This is a genomic window from Nocardia yunnanensis (genome assembly GCF_003626895.1).
Lineage (GTDB): Bacteria > Actinomycetota > Actinomycetes > Mycobacteriales > Mycobacteriaceae > Nocardia > Nocardia yunnanensis.
On the sequence record NZ_CP032568.1, the window covers coordinates 4373042 to 4392020 of the forward strand.

The window sequence follows — 18979 nt, forward strand, 5'->3', positions numbered from 1 at the left end:
GAGGCCGGTCTGGGTAGCTGCGAAGTATGATTTCCGCGCTGTTCAGGACCGGTGTGTCCCTCGCGAAAACGACGCTGGCGCTGCCGGTCCGGGCGGTGGAGACCAGTTGGGAACTGGCCGGTATGGGAATCGACGCCGCCAACGCCGGACTGGAAGCGGTTGCCCCGGAATCGATACGGCGCCTGCGCGACGATCTGCTGGTCCTGGCGGATCTGCGCGGCGAGCGCACCCAGCGGCGGATCGCGCCGGGCTCCGATCGGGCCGCGGTGGAGGTGCGCGGGCTGACCTCGGAGCATTCCGCCCACGTCCTGGCGGCCCTGGAGGATCGGCTCGATCGGCTCGGCGCGGTGCGCTGGTGGCGAATCAACGCCGTGACCGGACGCGTGGTCGCCGGCCTGGCCGACCCCGCCGCCGAACTGCCGCTGCTGCTCGAGGCGATCGCCGCCGCGGAGTCGGACACGGATGTCGCCGAGCACACCTGGGACCGCTCGGTGGAACATCCCGCCGATCGGGAACCGGTGGTGGCGGCCGGTATTCAGCTGGCCGCCGACGTGCTGGCCATCGGGATGGCCGCCACCGGCGTGCTGCTGCCGTTCGACACCACCGCGCGGCTGCTGCGCGGCATGGCCCTGCTGGCCGACAATCAGCCGCGGCTGCGCGAACAACTGGAAGCCCGGCTGGGCCGGGTGCGCACCGATGTGGTGCTGACCCTGGTCACCGCCGTCGGCAGCGCCGCCTCCGAGAGCGTGGCGAAACTGGCCGTCGATGCGGCGCAACGAAGTTTGATCTTCCTGGAGGCGAGCAGCTCCTACACCCGCTGGGGCGCCTGGGAGCGCGAGCACATCGGGCACGAGCAGTCCGCGGTCCGCACCCCGCTGCCCCCGCGCGATCGGCCCGTCCCGCTGCCGGGCGGGCCGGTGGAACGGGTGGCCGACGAGACCGCGGCCGGAAGCCTGCTCGGCAGCGCGGCTTTCGCGACCGGCGCCCGATTCGGCCAGGCCCTCGAGGCGCTCGAACTGGGCGCGCCCAAGGCGGCGCGCGCCAGCCGCGAGGGTTTCGCCGCGGCGCTGTCGACCGCGCTGTCCCGCGCCGGGGTGCTCACTTTGCAGCCGGGCGTCTGGCGGCGGCTGGATCGGCTCAGCGCCGTGGTCATCGACGGCGAGGCGCTGCTGAGCGACCGCCGCGTGGTGCTCGACGCCGATCCCGAGCCCGGCCAGTCGGCCGCCGACCTCTGGGTCGCGGCTCAGCACGCGCTGAAAAACACTGTGCACCAAGCACACTCGACCCCGGGGGATACTCGCCCCCGGCTGGTCCACCAGGGCAGCGGCACCCCCGATCGCGGGATGACCCGCACACCCGTGTGGCGGGAAGTGCGGGTGGGCGAGCGCATCCTCGGCCGCGCGCTCATCGGCCGCGAGGTGGATCGGCGGGCCCAGCCCGTGCTCGAATCCGCCCGCGCGGCGGGCCTGCGGGTCATCCTCTCCGCCCACCAGGATCTGCGGGAACTGCGCTCGCTGGCCGACGAATTCGTGCCCGCCGAGATCTCGCGCAGCAAACTCGTCGACGATCTGCAGCGCGACGGGCATGTGGTCGCGGTCCTGGGCGCGCAGTCGTTCAAGGCCCTGGACTGGGCCGATGTCGCCATCGGGCTCGCGCGCGGCGAGGACGGCGCGGTCCGGGTGCCCTGGAGCGCCGACGCGGTCTGCCGCGATCTCGCTCAGGTGCAACGCATTCTGGCCGCCGTCCCGGCCGCGCGGCAGGTCAGCGAGCGCGCCCGGGTGCTGGCGCTCTCGGCGACCGCGCTGGGCGGGCTCATGCTGGCGGTGCGGCCGCGCGGCGGACCGTCGGCGCCGCTGCTCGCCGCCAATGTCGCCGGACTGCTCAACGGCGCGGCCACCGGCTGGCGGGCCGCCCGCGGCGACACCCTGGATTCGGCCGCGCCGCTGCTGCCCTGGCACGCGCTGGGTGGCGCGGAAGTGCTCGAGCGCCTGCCGGAGCCGATCGCCCTCGCCGAGCGGGCGGCCGACGAAAACCCCACTCGCCCAGCCCTGATCACCCCACTGGCGCCGGTGGTGGATTTCGCGGGCCATGTCCGGCGGGAGCTCGCCGACCCGCTGACGCCGCTGCTCGGGGTCGGGGCGCTGGCGACCGCCATCCTCGGCTCCTTCTCCGATGCCATCCTGCTGTCGTCGGTGCTCACCGTGAACGCCATGGTGTCCGCGCTGCAACGGCAGCGCGCCGAACGCGCCCTGCACGGGCTGCTGGAACGCGAGCAGACCATCGGGCGGGTGCTGCTCGGCCGCGACCGGCTCGACGACCCGGACGTCGGCGAAACCGTCGTTCCCGCAGAACGATTGCTGATCGGCGACCTGATCGCCCTGCGCGCCGGCGACGTCGTTCCCGCCGACGGCCGGCTGCTCGTCGCTCACGATCTCGAGGTCGACGAATCCGGCCTCACCGGCGAATCGGTCACGGTCGACAAGGGGACCGCCGCCACCCCCGGCGCGGTACTGGCCGAACGGACCTGCATGGTCTTCGAGGGCGCGACCGTCGTCAACGGCGACGGGGTGGCCGTCGTGGTCGCCACCGGCCGCGACACCCAGGCCGGACGCGCCACCGCGGGCGCGCGACCGCCCGAGAAGGCCGGTGTGCAAGCGCAATTGCGGGCGCTGACCGACCGGGCGCTGCCGCTCACCCTGGCCGGCGGCTCGGTGGTGGCCCTGCTGGGCGGACTGCGCGGACAGGTGCTGCGCCAGGCCATCGCCGACGGGGTCGCGGTCGCCGTGGCCGCCGTGCCCGAGGGACTGCCGCTGGTCGCCACCGTCGCCCAGTTCGCGGCCGCCCGCCGGCTCTCGCGCTACGGGGTGCTGGTGCGCGCCAGCCGGACCGTCGAGGCGCTGGGCCGCGTCGACACCGTCTGCTTCGACAAGACCGGCACCCTGACCCACGGCCGGCTGCGGCTCACCGCGCTGGCCGACACGACCCGACAGTGGACGGCCGCAACCGATTCCGCCGACGCGCGGCGGCTGCTGCGCGCGGCCGCCCGCGCCTGCCCGGACCCGGACGAGGGGCCGGTGCAGCACGCCACCGACCGCGCGGTGCTCGACGCCGCCCGCGAACAGCTCGGCGGCGACACCCATCCGTGGGATCAGATCGAGCAGGTGCCGTTCGAATCCAACCGCGGCTACGCCGCCGCGCTCGGCCGCACCCGCCGCAACCTGCGGCTGTTCGTCAAGGGCGCACCCGAGATCGTGCTGCCGCGCTGCGGCCGCCTGCGCGAATCCGACGGCACCATCACCGAATTGGACGAGTCCGCGCGCCGCCGGCTGCGCGGCGCGGTGCTGGAGCTCGCCGATCAGGGCCTGCGGGTGCTGGTCGTGGCGCGCCGCGAATTCGCCTCCGCGCCCGCCGATGTCGAGAACGCCGTCGGCGATCTGACCGTGCTGGGGCTGCTCGGCCTGGCCGACACCCCGCGCCCGCACAGCCTCCAGCTGGTGCAGGCGCTGCAGGACAACGACATTCGGGTGCGGATGATCACCGGGGACCATCCGGTCACCGCGGCCGCCATCGCCCGGCAACTGGGCATCGACGCCGCGCACGTCACCACCGGCGCCGATCTGGACCGCCTCGACGACTCCGGCCAGCTCGAGCTCATCGAACGCAGCGCGGTGTTCGCGCGGGTGAATCCGGAACACAAGGTGCGCATCGTGGCCGCGCTGCGCCGGCGCGGGCACACCGTCGCCATGACCGGCGACGGCGCCAACGACGCCGCCGCCATCCGGACCGCCGACGTCGGAATCGGCATGGCCGCAGCGGGTTCGGTCGCCGCCCGCAATGCCGCGGACCTGGTGCTGACCCGCACCGAACCGCTGGCGCTGCTGGACGCGCTGGCCGAGGGGCGCGGCATGTGGCGGCGGGTCACCGACGCGGTCGGCGTGCTGGTGGGCGGGAACGCCGGCGAGGTCGGCTTCACCCTCTACGGCACCGCGCTCAGCGGGCGCGCGCCGCTGGGCACCCGGCAGTTCCTGCTGGTGAACATGCTCACCGATATGTTCCCGGCGCTGGCGCTGGCCCTGTCGCCCGGTGGTTCCGGCCTCGCCGACGATCCGTCCATCGACGTCGAGACCCGCGCCGCGCGCCGCGCGATCGAACTGGCCGAGATCCCGCCCGCCCAGCTCGCCACCGACCTGCCGCGCGCTCTCGCGGTGCGCGGAATCGTCACGGCCACAGCGGCTTCCACGGCGTGGACGGTGGCCCGCTACACCGGCACCCAGCGCCGCGCCGCCACGGTCGGGCTGGTCGCGCTCATCGGCGCCCAGCTGGCGCAGACCCTGCTGGCCGCCCGCACCAGCCCGCTGATCTGGGCCACCACCGTGGCCAGTGGCACGGTGCTCGGCATCGTCGTCATGACGCCGGGGCTGTGCACCTACTTCGGCTGCCGGCCGCTGGGTCCGGTCGGGTGGACCATCGCGCTCGGCTCCGCGGCCGGGGCGGGCGCGGGCGCGGCAATCCTGTCGTCGCGACTCGGATGACCTGGATCCGGGCGCGAAAACGCCCGCCGGTCAGGGGGACCGGCGGGCGGGACGTGCGGTCGGGCCGCGCCGGAAAGTGCAGCGGGGCCGGAAAGTGCAGCGGCGGGCGGCGATTCGACCAGGTCAGTCCTTGCCGAGGGCATGCGCGAGTTCCGACTTGTTCATGCCGGAGCGGCCCTTGATATTGCGCTGCTTGGCCTCGTTGTAGAGCTGATCGCGGGTCGGCCCCTGGCTGCCGCTGTGCGAGCGCTGGCCGCCGCGCTTCTGCGGCGACATGTCCTGGGTGGAGCTGCGGCTGGCGGTCTTGGTGCGACCGGCCTGGGCGCGGTTCTTGTTGACCGTGCGGGCCGCGATCTCCTTTGCCCGCCCGCCGCTCGCACCGCGGTCGCGGGCGGAGTCCTTGATGTGCTCGTACTGGCGCTCGTCCTTGGCGCTCCATTCCTTCGGCATGACATACCTCCTGATCCGGTGGTGGACGGGCCGATGCACGGTCGCGGTACCCGATGGGGTCGGCCGCAAACACCGGCGGCGGGTCGTGCTCACCGGCCCCGCAGGGCCGGGAGCACCTCCTTCTCGTAGGCGTCGAAGAACCCGTCCAGGTCGGGTCCGACCTGCTGGACGTAGATCTCGTCGGCCCCCGCGTCGAGATACTGGCGCAGCTGGTCGATGTGCACGGCCGGGTCCGCGCCCACCGCGAACTGCTCGGCCACCGCGCTGCGGTCGACCAGGGTCATGGCGGCCTCGAAATCGGCTGGGCGGGGCAGGGTTTGGCTGAGCTGACCGGGCATCAGGTCGGTGGCCCACAGCCGCTGCGCGTAGTCCAGCCCGGTCTCCTCGTCGCGCGCCCAGCTGACCTTCGTGCCCGCCTGCACCGGTTTGTCCCCGCCGCCGGCCGAACGGAACAGCTCGATCAGCTCCCGATCCGGCGACACCGTGCAATAGCCGTCGCCGATCTCGGCCGCCGGCCGGGTGGCGCGCGGGCCGAACCCCGACACATAGATCGGGACCGGATCCTCGGGCAGCGTGTAGATGCGCGCGTCCTGCACGTGATAGAACTCGCCGTCGTGGTTGACCATGCCGCCGCCGAGCAGCCGCCGGATCAGCCCGACAGCCTCCTCGAGCATGCGCAGCCGGGTGGTGGCCGTCGGCCAGGGGTCGCCGAAGATGTGCTCGTTGAGCGCCTCCCCGCTGCCGACCCCGAGCACGAACCGGCCCTCGCACTGCACGGCCGCGGTGGCGGCGGCCTGCGCGATGATCGCCGGATGCAACCGCACGGTCGGGCAGGTGACCGCGGTCGTGATGGGCAGGCTCACCGCCTGGGAGAGCGCGCCGATGGTGCCCCACACGAACGGGCTCTGACCCTGGGCATCGTTCCAGGGATGGAAGTGATCGGAGATCCACAGGCGTTCGAACCCGGCCCGTTCGGCGCGTTCGGCCTGGTCCACGAGTTCGCGCGGACCGAATTGCTCGCTGGACAGAAAGTATCCGAAGGTGACCATGCCCGCCGGTTACCCGCCCGCCCCTTCGGTATTCGCCGGGGCGCGCGCGCCTGATTCGGGGTGATTCGCGCGGGTAACCGCATCCTGTCGAGATCCGACGCCGGACACGAAGGAGAAACCATGACGCGACAAGTCGGTGATCATGTCGTGGAGAGACTGCGGGAATGGGGTGTGGAGCAGGTCTTCGGTTATCCGGGCGACGGGATCAACGGCCTGATCGCCGCCTTCGGACGCGCCGACGATCAGCCGGCCTTCATCCAGGCCAGGCACGAGGAGATGGCGGCCTTCCAAGCCGTCGGCTACGCCAAGTTCAGCGGCCGGGTCGGCGTGTGCACGGCCACCTCCGGACCGGGTGCGATCCATCTGCTCAACGGCCTCTACGACGCCAAGCTCGACCACGTCCCGGTGGTCGCCATCGTCGGGCAGACCGCGCGCAGCGCCATGGGCGGCAGCTACCAGCAGGAAGTGGATCTGCAGAGCCTCTTCAAGGACGTGGCCTCGGACTATCTGGTCGAGGTGAACGTGCCCAGCCAGCTGCCCAATGCCCTCGACCGGGCCTTCCGCACCGCGCTGACCCGGCGCGCGCCGACCGCCGTCATCATCCCCTCCGACTTGCAGGAAGAGCCGTACGAGAAGCCCACCCACGACTTCAAACAGGTGCCGTCGAGCCCGCCCGGCCCGGCGCTCGCTCCGACCGTGCGGGCCGCGCGCGAGGAGATCGAGCGCGCCGCCGCGGTCATCAACGCGGGCTCGCGGGTGGCCATCCTGGTCGGCCAGGGCGCGCGCGACGCCGCCGAGGAGGTCACGCGGGTGGTCGACGTGACCGGTGCGGGGGTGGCGAAAGCGCTGCTGGGCAAGGACGTGCTGTCGGACGAACTGCCGTATGTGACCGGCTCGATCGGTCTGCTGGGCACCCGGCCCAGCTACGAGCTGATGCGCGACTGCGACACCCTGCTCATCGTCGGCTCGAATTTCCCCTACTCGCAGTTCATGCCGGAGTTCGGGCAGGCCCGCGCGGTCCAGATCGATATCGACGGCGCCATGATCGGCATGCGCTACCCGACCGAGGTGAATCTGGTCGGCGACGCCAAAGCCACACTGGCGGAACTGATTCCGCTGCTCAAACCCAAGCAGGATCGCAACTGGGCGCTGGACATCCAGCGCAATGTGGCGCGCTGGTGGCAGACCATCGAACGCCAGGCCATGCTCGACGCCAAGCCGCTCAACCCCATGCGCGTGGTGTGGGAGCTGTCGCAGTGCGTGCCCGACGACGCGATCGTCACCGCCGATTCCGGTTCCTCCACCAACTGGTACGCCCGCTGCCTGCGCTTCCACGGCCGCATGCGCGGCTCGCTGTCGGGCACCCTGGCGACCATGGGCCCGGGCGTCCCGTACGCCATCGGCGCGAAGTTCGCCCACCCCGATCGCCCGGCCATCGCCCTGGTCGGCGACGGCGCGATGCAGATGAACGGCATGGCCGAACTGCTCACCATCGCCCGCTACCGGGAGCGCTGGTCGGATCCGCGGCTGATCGTGGCGGTCTTCCACAACAACGATCTCAACCAGGTCACCTGGGAGCTGCGCGCCATGGGCGGCGCGCCGAAATTCGAACAGTCGCAGACACTTCCGGAGGTCTCCTACGCCGAGATCGCCCGCGCGGCCGGGTTGGCCGCGATGGTGATCGACAAACCCGACGACGTGGCGCCCGCCTGGCAGGCCGCCCTGGCGTCGGATCGGCCCATGGTGCTGGACTTCCACACCGACCCGGAGGTCCCGCCGATCCCGCCGCACGCCACCTGGGAACAGATGAAATCGACCGCCGAGGCGGTCCTGCGCGGCGACCCCGGCGGCTGGCATCTGGTGGCGCAGGGCGCGAAGGCCAAGGCCCAGGAATTCCTGCCGACGCGCGAGGTGTGACGAAATCAACTGAGACGGTGCCCGTTTCGTTTGTGAACTCGCGGGTAGGTCCGTGATGTCCGACAAAACGATACGGGAGGTACATCCCATGTCCGAGCACGACAAGACCGGTCCCCGCGAAGGCGCTGAAGGCGTCGTCGAGGGTGTGAAGGGCAAGGCCAAGGAAGCCGCGGGCACCGTCTTCGGCAACGAGGGTCTGCGCGACGAGGGCCGCGCCCAGCAGGACAAGGCGGACGCCCAGCGCGACGCCGCCAAGAAGGAAGCCGAGGCCGAGAAGGATCGGGCCCAGGCGCAGACCGAGGAAGCACGTCAGCGCGCCGAGCAGAACCGATAGCGAGCGCACGCTGATGGCCGCCGAGAACGAGACCGACGTGATCGACCTGCTGCTCGCGCAGCACGGTCAGATCAAGAACGCCCTGGAATCGGTGCGCACCTCCACCGGAGCCGACAAACAGCGCGGCTTCGAGGATCTGGTGCGGCTGCTCGCGGTGCACGAGGCCGCCGAGGAGGAGGTCGTGCATCCCGCGGCCCGCCGCCACGCGGTCGCCGACGAGATCGTCGACGCCCGCCTGCGCGAGGAGGATCAGGCCAAACACGTTCTGGTCCAGCTCGCCGAACTGGGCGTCGACCACGCGGAATTCGACACCACGTTCCGCGCCTTCGCCGAGAAGGTCGTCGATCACGCGGAACTGGAGGAGAAGGAGGAGTTCGGTCAGTTGCTCACGCACGCGTCCGCGGAGGAACGTGTCCGCCTCGCGAGCGTGGTCCGCTTCGCCGAAGCCCTCGCCCCCACCCGCCCGCACCCCGGTGTCGGCGAGTCCGCGGCAGCCAATCTGATGGTGGGTCCGCCGCTGGCGGTCTTCGACCGCATTCGCGACGCGCTGCGAGAATGGCGTCGCCAGAGCGGCGAAGCCTGACAGCAGGGCCCGGGAGCAGAACGGGGCCGGTCGCCAACGACGTCACCGGCCCACCCCCCAAGGAGGACGCTCATGACCGAACAGCGGAAAACCCCGCGCAGCCATGCCGGAGAGGGCATCGAGGACGGCGTCAACGTGGTCGGCGTCGTGCTCGTCGTGCTCGGCGTCGTGGCTTTGGCGCTGGCCCTGGTGGCGGGCGGCTACGGATTCGGCGGGTGGGCGATCGTGGGCGCAGTCGCCTGCGTCCTCTTGCTTTTCGCCGGCACGGTGGTGCTCGCGCTGGAATGGCGCCGCCGTCGGCAGCGCAAACCGGATGACTATGTACGACAAGGGCATTGACAGACGAGGGCGTTGATTTTCGATGAGCAGTGATACCCCATGAGAGACATGATCAGTGGCCGCGGCGCCGGCCGGCGCGGGGGCCAGCAGCACCGGGCCGACGCGAGAGTGGCGGCGGTGTGGCCGGAACCGAGCCCGTTGCAGGACTGGTGGGACACCGTGATGTACGGGCCCGCGGCGCCGGAGGCAGAGCACGCGGAAACGACGTCGTCCGCCGAGAGCTGAGTACCCGGCGGACGACCCGACGAACGACAGCAGAATGAGAACAGTGATTCACGAGAGCCGGGCCGGGTGGATTATCCACCCGGCCCGGCTCGTCCATGCGATACAGGAGGTCAGGCGATGACACTCGCGGGACACCATCACGACCAGATCGGGCCGACCGCGCGCGACATCATGACGCCCGGCTGCCACTGCGTCCGGGCCGACGACACCGTGCTCGCGGCCGCGCGGCGGATGGTCGAGCTCGAGGTCGGCGCACTGCCGATCTGCGGCGCGGGCGACCGGCTCGAAGGCATGCTCACCGACCGCGACATCGTGGTGAAAGTGGTGGCGCGGCACCGGGATCCGGCGGAGGTGCGGGCCGGCGAGCTGGCGGCGGGCGTACCCGTGGTGGCGCAGGCCGACGACGACGTGGAGCGGGTGCGGCAGTTGATGGCCGACCATCAGGTGCGGCGGCTGCCCGTGGTCGACCGCAGGAAGCTGGTCGGTCTCATCGCCCAGGCGGATATCGCGCGGCTGCTCGAGCATCGGGCGTCGGGGGAAGTCGTGGAAGCGATTTCGCAGGAGTGAGCGGCAGCGATCGCCCGATCCGACACACACGGGTGCGGCCGGACCAATGGTCCGGCCGCACCCGCTTTTTCATGCCGACTCAGTCGTCGTGACTCACTCCGGCCGCACCCGGGCCGCCCAGCGGCTGCCGCGCTTGCGCGCGACCTTGGTCGCGTGCTCGCCGCGGTGGCGGGCGACATCGGCGAACTGCCCACTCTTGTCGCGGGCGACATCGGCGAACTGTCCGCCCTTGTCTCGGGCCACGTCGGCGAACTGCTCACCCTTGTCGCGAGCGACGTCCGCGAGCTGACCGCCCTTGTCTCGGGCGACATCGGCGAACTGTCCGCCCTTGTCTCGGGCCACGTCGGCGAACTGACCGCCCTTGTCTCGGGCCACGTCGGCGAGCTGACCGCCCTTGTCGCGAGCGACGTCCGCGAACTGACCGCCCTTGTCCCGCACGACCTCTGCGAGCTGTTCGCCCTTGTCGCGTGCGACCTCGGCGAGTTCTCCGCCCTTCTCCCGGGCGGTGTCGAGCGTCACCTCGGCGAGGTGGCCGCCCTTCTCGCGCGCCGTCTCGGCCAGCTGACCGCCGTGATCGCGCACGGCCTCCCACACGGCCGGTGCGCGGTCGGCCAGACCGCCGGCGAGCTGCGCCACCGCGTTCGGGCCGCTGTCACCCGCCTTGTGCGTCAGCTCGTGCGCGCGCTGCGACGCGCGATCGGCGGCGCGGCGGGCGCGCCAGCCCAGCGACGGCTTGCCCCGGGTGTCGGAGGCGGCGATGAGCAGACCGCCCAGCAGGCCGGCGTCCCGGAGGAAGGCGGTGCGCTGCGCGACGCGGCGTTCCCGGTCGGGTTCGTTCCAGAAGTCGTGCTCGGTGAGCGTGACCGGAATCGTGGTGGCGGCCAGCACCAGCGCGGCCAACCGGGGCGCGCGGCCGATCATCAGCAACGCGCCGCCGCCGACCCGGATCGCGGCGGTGGCTCGTACCACCTGCGCCGGATCGGTGGGCAGCGCGCCGGCCACCCGGTCCGGCAGGACGCTTTGGCCCCGCTGCACCAGGGTGGTCGCCGATTTCACGCGCGTCTCCGGATTTCTCAGCGTTTCGATGCCATCCACCACGAACGCGGCGGCGAGCAGGGGGTATGCCACACGTCGAAACATGTGAGTTCCTTTCCGGGGAGTGCGGAATCAGAAATAGTGTGAGCGGCCGCCGACCGGGCGGCCGGCCGCGCCGAGAATCCACAGCACCGCGCCGATGATCAGCAGGATGATGCCGATGGTGGTCAGGATCGATATACCGAAGATGATCCCGCAGATGAGCAGGATGAGGCCCAGGATGATCACGAGAACTCCTTGTGCGTGGGCGGTAGTGACAACCGGGCAGTTCCCGCCGTATCGACCCTGAAACCCACGGATATCGCCCCGGAAACCGGCCGCTCGCGGGCGGTTCGGGCGGGTGGATTGCGGGTGGTCGCATCGGGGTATGCGAGACGCACCCCCGGAATCGGAGCAGCTCGGCAGAGAAGAGAGCAGCGATGGCCGCACCAGCGCCCGGCGCCGGTCGTGACGGCCGGTCGGAGACGACTGACGAACGGCTGGACCGCAATTGGAACAGCCTCATGCAGGAGCTGCGTGTCACCCAGACCGGAGTGCAGCTGCTGACCGGATTTCTGCTGACGCTCCCGTTCCAGAATCGCTTCGGCGAGTTGTCGACCGCCATGCGGTGGCTGTATCTGGCCATCGTGGCCGCCTCCATCGGCGCGACGGCCTGCCTGATCGCACCGGTCGCCGCGCACCGCATGCTGTTTCGCCGCCACCGCATCGGCAAGGTGGTCACCTCGGCGCATCGCTACGCGCTGGCCGGGCTGGGTCTGCTCGGGCTCGCGCTGGTCGGCGTCCCGATCCTGATCTTCGACACCGTCGCCGGCCTCGTCCCGGCAATCGTCGTGGGCGTGGTCTCGGCCTGCCTGTTCACCTGGGTGTGGTGGGTGCATCCGTGGCGGCAGCGGCCGAAATTTCCCCGGTGACTTGGGTCTTTTCGGCCCGGGGGTGGTTGTGGCCGCCCGCCCGTGACAGACTGGAGACAGGTTGAGAATCCAGCCGCCCTTCCATGGGAGGCATGTCATGTCAACCATTTCCATCGTTCCCAGTCGCCTCGCCGACCGGCTCCATGTCACGCGCCTCGAACCCCCGCGGGCGCTCGAAAACCACGACACCCACGGTGTCGAATCGCTCGATTGCCTGGTTGTCCAGATCGACGGCGACCTGGATATCACCGGGTTGGAGGCGTTTCGCCGCGCGCTCGCCTTCGCCTACTCCGGCGCCGCGGCCACCGTCGTGGTCGATTTGCGCCGGACCCGATTCCTGAGTCTGCGCAACGCCTCGGTGCTGACCGAGGCGATCGAGGAGGCCCTGCACCGCGACGTCGAAACCCGGCTGCTGACGCGGGACCGCCAGATCGAACGCGCGCTGGAGATCACCGGCGCCTCGGCGCTGGCGCGGCGGTCGGCGCCGGCGCGGCGGTCGGCGCCGGCGCGGCGCTCGTGAGGCGAGCATGGCGGCGCCATGACCCACGACGACATCGAGACTCACGACGACATCGAGACCCACGACGACATCGACGCGAACCTCTCGGAGTTGTATGCCGCGCGCGCGGTCATCGAACAGGCCAAGGGCGCGGTCATGGTGGTCTACGGCATCGACGCCGATCAGGCGTTCCGGCTACTGATCTGGCGTTCGCAGGAAACCAACACCAAATTGCGCGAGCTGGCGGCGCGGCTGGTGGCGGATCTGCGCACGCTCACCGATTCGTCGGGCTCGATGCGCGCCCGATTCGACCATCTCCTGCTCACGGTTCATCAACGCGTACAACAGGATTGACCGCGCGTTACTGCCGGGCGGGACTGGGTACAGACCGAACGGAACAGGATTACGGCGCGACGGACTCGAATGGTGGTGAGCCGATGACGAAACCGCCGACGGGTAGAAGACCGGGCAGTAGTTGTCTGCCCGGCGTCAAGGTAATGCACGATAGTCACGTGGACAGGTATCTCGACGGCTCCGGCCGGGAGTTGCAGGCGCGATCCGGACAACTGGAGCTGCGGCTGCCCGCGCGGTTCGACCAGTTGCAAATGCTGCGCGCACTTACCGAAACCATCATGCTGAGCGCTGATTTCACCATCGACCAGGTGATCGATATGCGAGTCGCGCTCGACGAAGTGGCCACCGCGATGATGCTGTGCGCCGTACCGGACGCATCGGTGGAACTGGTGTTCCGCTACGACCCGGCACAGATCGAGATACGGATCTCGTCCATGCTGGAAACGGATGGAGCGTTCGACGGCAACAGTTTCGGCCGGGATTTCTTGGAGACATTGACAGATTCGATGCGATCCAGCTCCGGAGCTTTCGATCCGGTCCGCAATGGGTATCCCGTAACAGTTCACCTTCAACGACTACGGAGTGAGGACGATGACAGGTGACAGCTACGACGATATCGAACCGCTGCTCAAAGAATTGGCGATCGCGGTAGAGAAGAACGATCCCCGGCACGAGGAACTGCGCGAGGAGGCCGTCAGCCGGTGTCTGCCGCTGGCCGAGCACATCGCGCGCAAGTTTTCCGGCCGCGGCGAACCCTACGAGGATCTGCTGCAGGTGGCGCGGCTCGGGCTGGTGGTCTCCATCGACCGCTTCGACGTGACGCGTGGTTCCCGTTTCCTGTCCTTCGCGGTGCCCACCATCATGGGCGAGGTGCGCCGCTATTTCCGCGACAGCACCTGGGCGGTGCGAGTTCCCCGGCGCATCAAGGAGATTCAGCTGCGGCTGGGCGTGACCATCGAGAAGCTGGCGCAGCCGCTGGGGCGGATGCCGACCGCGGGCGAGATCGCCGCGGAACTCGGCGTCGACCGGGCCGAGGTCACCCAGGCGATGCTGGCCGCCAACGCGTACCAGAGTTCCTCGCTGGAGGCCGCGATGCCCGACGGCGGTGAGAACGCGCCGCTGTCGCTGCTGGACGCGCTGGGCACCGACGAGCCCAATTACGAACTGGTGGAACAGTATCTGGCGGTGCGCCCGCACATGGAGAACCTGCCCGAGCGGGAACGGGAAGTGCTGGTGCTGCGGTTCTTCGAGGGCCGGACCCAGGCGCAGATCGCGGATCGCCTGGGGGTCTCGCAGATGCACATCTCCCGCATCCTCAGCAAGACGCTGTCCGGTTTGCGGGAAGCGGCGTTGAAGGACTGAGGTCGAAGGACTGAGGTATACGGGCCGCGGCTTCAGGGCCGCGGCCCGGTCACGCTTCGAGAGGCTGCGGCCCGGTCTCGATCAGGGCCGGGGGCCCAGGGGTTTGGTGGCCGGCCCCTCCAGCACGCTGCCGTCGGGTGCGAACCGGGAGCCGTGCAGCGGGCAGTCCCAGGACCGTTCGGCGGCATTCCAGCGCACGATCCCGTACAGGTGCGGGCAGACCGCCGACACCGACGTGGTGACCCCGTCCACCGTGCAGGTCGCGGTCGGGGACAGCATGCGGCGATTGACCTGGCCGCAGCCCTCGGCCGGGGCGGGCCGATCGCCGGTGGCGGCGACGTGCATCCAGCCGGTCGAGAACTGCAGTGCGACAGAGCCGTTCGCGCCGAGGGTGGACGGCAGCGACGTGTAGTCGGAGGGCCGCCAGCTCGACAGCGCCCCGCTCCACTGCGGGCTCTTGCCGGTGATCCGGCCCACCAGCGCCAGTCCTGCGGCCACCGCGTTGGTCATGCCCCATTTCGCGTAGCCGGTGGCGACCAGAATGCTCTCCTGGCCCGGCAGCAGCGGCCCGACGTAGGGCAGTTCGCCGCTGGGCAGATAGTCCTGGGCCGACCAGGCGGTGATCGGTTCGCCCGCCTGGAAGTACCGCTGCGTCCACTCCACCAGGTCGCGGACGCGGGCGGTGGTGTCGCTGTCGCGGCCCACGCCGTGGCCCTCCCCGCCGACCAGCAGCACATCGCCCTCGGTGTCGGGGACGCGCCGCACCGAGCGGGTGGGCTCGCCCGCGCTGAGGTACATGCCGCCCGGCACCGGCTCGGCGAGCCGGAAGGCGGTGAGATAGGAGCGCTGGGGCACCAGCCGCGCGAAGAAGCCGCCGCGGTCCAGGATCGGCGTGCCGGTGGCCAGGATCACCGTCCCCGCCTCGATCGGCCCGTGCTCGGTGTCGATGATCTGATCGCCCTGTTTGCCGGAGCGAATCCCTTGGGCGCGACTGGATTCGAAGATCTGCACGCCGTGCGATTCGACGTCGGCGGCCAGCACCGACAGCAGCGCCATCGGGTTGAGCTGCGCCTGCTGTGCCAGCCGCACCGCGGCGCGGGTGGGGAACGGCACGTCCAGCGGCCCGACCAGCTCGGTGTGCAGACCGGCCTCGCGCAGCACCGCGTGCTCGCTGCGCACGCTGCCGACCTCCCGATCGGACTGGGCGTAGGTGAACGCGTCGGCATACTGAACGGCCACACCGGAATTCGAGCAGTACTCGAGCAGCCACTGCTGCCCGTCGATATTGGCGTCCAGGTACTCGCGCAGCGCGTCGGCGGAGTGCTGACGCCGGATGCGCTGCGCCCGGACGCCTTGCAGCACGCTCACTTTCGCGGTGCTGGCGCCGGTGGTGCCGTCGCCGATGCGCCGCGCCTCGACCACCGCGACGTCGATTCCGTTCTGCGCCAGCAGCAACGCGGTAGTGAGGCCGGTGAGGCCACCGCCGATCACGACGACGTCGAACCGAAGCCCGGGGGTGACGCGCAGGCGCGCTGGTCTGGGGATGTCGCTGAGCCACAGTGGTTCCATAGACGGGCCATAACCGCCCTGGCCGCGGTGAAACGTGCGCGCGGTTTCGCGGGCCCGGGGCCGGGGTAGCTCGTCGACGTCGAGACCGTCGAGTGTCAGGAGCCACGCACATGACCCATCCCGAGACCAGGCTCGGGCTGCCGGAGGGGATCTCGGCCGCCCTGTTCGACCTCGACGGCGTGCTCACCAGCACCGCCGAACTGCACGAGCGGGCGTGGAAACAGGTGTTCGACGAATTCCTCGAGCAGCGCGGCGGCCCGCAGTCGCAGCCGTTCACCGCCCACGACTACGACGCGTACGTGGACGGGCTGCCCCGGCTCGACGGGGTCCGGTCGTTCCTGAAATCGCGGCACATCACGCTGCCCGAGGAGGGCGACGGGTGGACGGTGCACGGGATCGGGGATCGCAAGGACGCGGTGCTGCACGAGCTGATCGAACACAGCGGCGTGCACGTCTATCCCGGATCGCAGGACTATCTGGCGGCGGTGCGCGCGGCCGGACTGCGGACCGGGGTGGTGTCCTCCTCGGCGAATGCCGCCGCGGTGCTCGCGGCCGCGAGGCTCAGCGACTACGCCGAGGTCCGCGTCGACGGCAAGAATTTCGCCGAGGAGGGCCTGCGAGGCAAGCCGGCCCCCGACGGATTCCTGGCCGCGGCCGCGCGGTTGCAGGTCCGCCCGCCGCACACCGCCGTGTTCGAGGACGCCGTCGCCGGGGTCGCGGCAGGGCACGCGGGCGGCTTCGGTTTCGTGGTCGGCATCGATCGCGTGCGCGACGGGCGGCAGGCCGCCGCCCTGCGCGACGCGGGCGCGGACCGGGTCGTCACCGATCTGTCGGAGCTGACGCGATCGTGAACGAGGACAAGGGTTTCGCGATCGATCCGTGGCAATTGCGCTGGGCTGGACTGGATTTGGATGCGCTGCGCCGCACCGAGTCCATCTTCGCGCTGTCCAACGGGCATATCGGCCTGCGCGGCACGTTCGAGGAGGGTGAACCGGTCGCCTTGCCCGGCACCTATCTCAACGGCTTCTACGAGTCCCGTGTATTGCCCTATGCCGAAACCGGTTTCGGCTATCCGCAGCACGGGCAGACCGTCGTGAACGTGACCGACGGCAAGATCATCCGGCTGCTGGTGGAAGACGAGCCGATGGATCTGCGCTACGGGCACACCGAATCGCACGAACGCGTCCTGGACTTCCGTTCCGGCACCCTGCGCCGCGACACGGTCTGGACCTCGCCGACCGGGCGGCGGGTGCGGATTCGCTCCGAACGGCTGGTGTCGTTCACCGAGCGCGCGGTGGCGGCCATCCACTACCGCGTCGAACCCCTCGACGACGACCTCGAGATCGTCGTGCAGTCGGATCTGCTGGCCAACGAACCCATTCCGGCCGTCGAGGGCGATCCCCGGCGCGCGGCCGGCCTCGACCGGCCGCTGGTCGCCGAACATCGGAGCGCCTCGGATCTGGCGGCGGTGCTGGTGCACCACACCCAGCGGTCCGGGCTGCGGATGGCCGCGGGCATGAACCACGAACTCGAGGTCGGCAACCACCCGCGGCTGGTGGTCCAGGCCGAGGACGATCTGGCCCGGGTGACCATCGCCGCGGACGTCGCGCGCGGAGACAGCCTGTGCCTGACCAAGTTCCTGGCCTACGGCTGGTCCGCGCGGCGTTCGGCGCCGGCGCTGCGCGCGCAGGTGGAGGCGGCGCTGGCGGCGGGCATGGAGATCGGCTGGGCGGGGCTGCTGCAACGCCAGCGCGACTACCTCGACGACTTCTGGACGCAGGCCGATATCGAACTCGACGGCGATGCGGAATTGCAGCAGGCGGTGCGCTTCGCGCTGTTCCACGTCCTGCAGGCGGGCGCGCGCGGCGAGGCGCGCGCCATCCCCGCCAAGGGACTGACCGGTCCCGGATATGACGGGCACGCGTTCTGGGACACCGAGACCTATGTGCTGCCGGTGCTCACCTACACCATGCCAATGGCCGCCCGGGACGCGCTGCGCTGGCGGCACGCGACCCTCGACCGGGCCCGGGCGCGGGCGGACGAGCTCGGGCGCGAGGGCGCGATGTTCCCGTGGCGCTCGATCAACGGTGAGGAGGCGTCCGGCTACTGGCCGACGGCCACCGCGGCCGTGCACATCAATGCCGATATCGCCGACGCCGCCGCGCGCTACCTGCGGGCGACCGGCGACGAGGAATTCGACATCGACTGCGGCACCGAGCTTCTGGTCGAGACCGCGCGGCTGTGGGCGAGCCTCGGACATCTGGAATCCGACGGCTTCCGCATCGACGGCGTCACCGGGCCCGACGAATACTCGGCGCTGGCCGACAACAACCTCTACACCAACCTGATGGCCCAGCGGAATCTGCGCGAGGCCGCCGCGGCCTGCACCCGCCACCCCGAGGTGGCCGCGCGACTCGAGGTGAAGGACGACGAGATCGCCCGGTGGCGGGAATACGCCGACGCCATGCTGGTGCCCTACAACGCCGAGCTCCGCGTGCACGAGCAGTCCGAGGGCTTCACCCGCTACGCCTGCTGGGACTTCGACAACACTCCGGAATCGAAATACCCACTGCTGCTGCATTATCCGTACTTCGACCTGTACCGGTTGCAGGTCGTCAAACAGGCCGATCTGGTGCTGGCCATGTACCTGTGCCCCGACGCCTTCGACGTGGACGCCAAGCGGCGCGACTTCGTCTACTACGACGCCCTCACCGTGCGCGACTCGTCGCTGTCGTCGTGTGTGCAGGCGGTGCTGGCCGCCGAGATCGGGGATCTCGACCTCGCCTACGACTATTTCGCCGAGGCCGCGCTCACCGATCTGCACGACCTGTACGGCAATGCCGACGGCGGACTGCACATCGCGGCGCTGGCGGGCACCTGGCTCGGTTGCGTCGGCGGGTTCGGCGGCTTCCGCGACCACGACCAGCATCCGGTCTTCGCGCCGCGGCTGCCCCGGCCGCTGCGGCGGATGGGGTTCCGAATCCGCTGGCGCGGCAGTCGAATCGGCGTCGAGGTCACCGAATCGGAGACCAGCTACCGGCTGCTGGCGGGCGATCCGCTGCCGGTGAGCCATCACGGCACCATGCACAAGCTCACCGAGGCCGGGCTGACCTTGCGCAATCCGCCGCCGCCGACCCCGCCGGCCGTCACCCAGCCCCGCGGCCGGGCGCCGCGCCCCCGCCGCTGACCCACC

General features: G+C 70.6%; 18 protein-coding genes. 13 read left to right on the forward strand and 5 right to left on the reverse strand.

Annotated elements, in window-relative coordinates; genetic code table 11:
- Positions 1 to 53 precede the first annotated feature (53 nt).
- Positions 54 to 4532, forward strand: a complete 4479-nt coding sequence (locus D7D52_RS20565; RefSeq protein WP_162958437.1) for a cation-translocating P-type ATPase — start codon at positions 54 to 56, stop codon at positions 4530 to 4532.
- 123 nt (positions 4533 to 4655) lie between these two features.
- Here the strand turns inward: D7D52_RS20565 and D7D52_RS20570 are convergent, their stop codons facing one another.
- Together D7D52_RS20570 and D7D52_RS20575 are read right to left on the reverse strand one after the other, a co-directional pair.
- On the reverse strand, positions 4656 to 4982 hold the full coding sequence (locus tag D7D52_RS20570) for a plasmid stabilization protein (protein WP_120738743.1): 327 nt from the start codon (positions 4980 to 4982) through the stop codon (positions 4656 to 4658).
- Positions 4983 to 5071: 89 nt separating this feature from the next.
- Positions 5072 to 6031: a TIGR03557 family F420-dependent LLM class oxidoreductase gene (locus D7D52_RS20575; protein ID WP_120738745.1), complete on the reverse strand. Its 960-nt coding sequence runs from the start codon at positions 6029 to 6031 to the stop codon at positions 5072 to 5074.
- A 120-nt stretch (positions 6032 to 6151) separates the two neighbouring features.
- Between D7D52_RS20575 and D7D52_RS20580 the strand changes: the two genes are divergently transcribed.
- The 5 genes from D7D52_RS20580 (at position 6152) to D7D52_RS20605 (ending at position 9996) form a co-directional block, all read left to right on the forward strand.
- Positions 6152 to 7948 carry a thiamine pyrophosphate-requiring protein gene (locus D7D52_RS20580; protein WP_120744305.1) on the forward strand — a complete coding sequence of 599 codons (1797 nt, stop codon included), beginning with the start codon at positions 6152 to 6154 and terminating at the stop codon, positions 7946 to 7948.
- An 88-nt stretch (positions 7949 to 8036) separates the two neighbouring features.
- Positions 8037 to 8282, forward strand: a complete 246-nt coding sequence (gene mbp1, locus D7D52_RS20585; RefSeq protein WP_120738747.1) for a microaggregate-binding protein 1 — start codon at positions 8037 to 8039, stop codon at positions 8280 to 8282.
- 13 nt (positions 8283 to 8295) lie between these two features.
- A complete protein-coding gene (locus tag D7D52_RS20590; RefSeq protein WP_120738749.1) occupies positions 8296 to 8865 on the forward strand; it encodes a hemerythrin domain-containing protein in 570 nt (189 codons plus the stop codon).
- A 72-nt stretch (positions 8866 to 8937) separates the two neighbouring features.
- On the forward strand, positions 8938 to 9204 hold the full coding sequence (locus tag D7D52_RS20595; RefSeq protein WP_120738751.1) for a hypothetical protein: 267 nt from the start codon (positions 8938 to 8940) through the stop codon (positions 9202 to 9204).
- 342 nt (positions 9205 to 9546) lie between these two features.
- Positions 9547 to 9996 carry a CBS domain-containing protein gene (locus tag D7D52_RS20605; protein ID WP_222932651.1) on the forward strand — a complete coding sequence of 150 codons (450 nt, stop codon included), beginning with the start codon at positions 9547 to 9549 and terminating at the stop codon, positions 9994 to 9996.
- Positions 9997 to 10089: 93 nt separating this feature from the next.
- Here D7D52_RS20605 and D7D52_RS20610 read toward each other — a convergent pair whose 3' ends face one another.
- Positions 10090 to 11136, reverse strand: a complete 1047-nt coding sequence (locus D7D52_RS20610; RefSeq protein ID WP_120738755.1) for a DoxX family protein — start codon at positions 11134 to 11136, stop codon at positions 10090 to 10092.
- A 27-nt stretch (positions 11137 to 11163) separates the two neighbouring features.
- Entirely contained in the window at positions 11164 to 11319 is a 156-nt protein-coding gene (locus D7D52_RS37885) for a DUF6131 family protein (RefSeq protein WP_162958438.1), read from the reverse strand.
- Between the two features lie 191 nt (positions 11320 to 11510).
- On the opposite strand from D7D52_RS37885, the gene D7D52_RS20615 reads away from it, so the two are divergent.
- The 5 genes from D7D52_RS20615 to D7D52_RS20635 all read left to right on the forward strand — a co-directional run bounded on the left by D7D52_RS20615 (position 11511) and on the right by D7D52_RS20635 (position 14217).
- Positions 11511 to 12002: a DUF6328 family protein gene (locus D7D52_RS20615; protein WP_120738757.1), complete on the forward strand. Its 492-nt coding sequence runs from the start codon at positions 11511 to 11513 to the stop codon at positions 12000 to 12002.
- Between the two features lie 61 nt (positions 12003 to 12063).
- The gene (locus tag D7D52_RS20620) at positions 12064 to 12522 is read left to right on the forward strand and encodes an STAS domain-containing protein (RefSeq protein ID WP_162958439.1); all 459 of its coding nucleotides are present in this window, start codon (positions 12064 to 12066) and stop codon (positions 12520 to 12522) included.
- Positions 12523 to 12540: 18 nt separating this feature from the next.
- Complete coding sequence (locus D7D52_RS20625; protein ID WP_120738761.1) at positions 12541 to 12855, forward strand: ANTAR domain-containing protein; 315 nt, start codon at positions 12541 to 12543, stop codon at positions 12853 to 12855.
- Between the two features lie 158 nt (positions 12856 to 13013).
- Positions 13014 to 13457 (forward strand): anti-sigma factor, encoded by a 444-nt coding sequence (locus tag D7D52_RS20630; RefSeq protein WP_162958440.1) that lies wholly within the window; start codon positions 13014 to 13016, stop codon positions 13455 to 13457.
- Positions 13447 to 14217 carry an RNA polymerase sigma factor SigF gene (locus D7D52_RS20635; RefSeq protein WP_120738765.1) on the forward strand — a complete coding sequence of 257 codons (771 nt, stop codon included), beginning with the start codon at positions 13447 to 13449 and terminating at the stop codon, positions 14215 to 14217. Before D7D52_RS20630 ends, D7D52_RS20635 begins: the two co-directional genes overlap by 11 nt.
- An 81-nt stretch (positions 14218 to 14298) precedes the next feature.
- Here D7D52_RS20635 and D7D52_RS20640 read toward each other — a convergent pair whose 3' ends face one another.
- Positions 14299 to 15786, reverse strand: coding sequence for an FAD-dependent oxidoreductase (locus tag D7D52_RS20640; protein ID WP_120738767.1), 1488 nt, complete (start codon positions 15784 to 15786; stop codon positions 14299 to 14301).
- A gap of 110 nt (positions 15787 to 15896) precedes the next feature.
- On the opposite strand from D7D52_RS20640, the gene D7D52_RS20645 reads away from it, so the two are divergent.
- The gene (locus D7D52_RS20645) at positions 15897 to 16637 is read left to right on the forward strand and encodes a beta-phosphoglucomutase family hydrolase (protein ID WP_120738769.1); all 741 of its coding nucleotides are present in this window, start codon (positions 15897 to 15899) and stop codon (positions 16635 to 16637) included.
- Complete coding sequence (locus D7D52_RS20650) at positions 16634 to 18973, forward strand: glycoside hydrolase family 65 protein (RefSeq protein ID WP_425464555.1); 2340 nt, start codon at positions 16634 to 16636, stop codon at positions 18971 to 18973. The genes D7D52_RS20645 and D7D52_RS20650 overlap by 4 nt, the downstream gene beginning before the upstream one ends.
- The last annotated feature ends 6 nt before the right edge of the window (positions 18974 to 18979 follow it).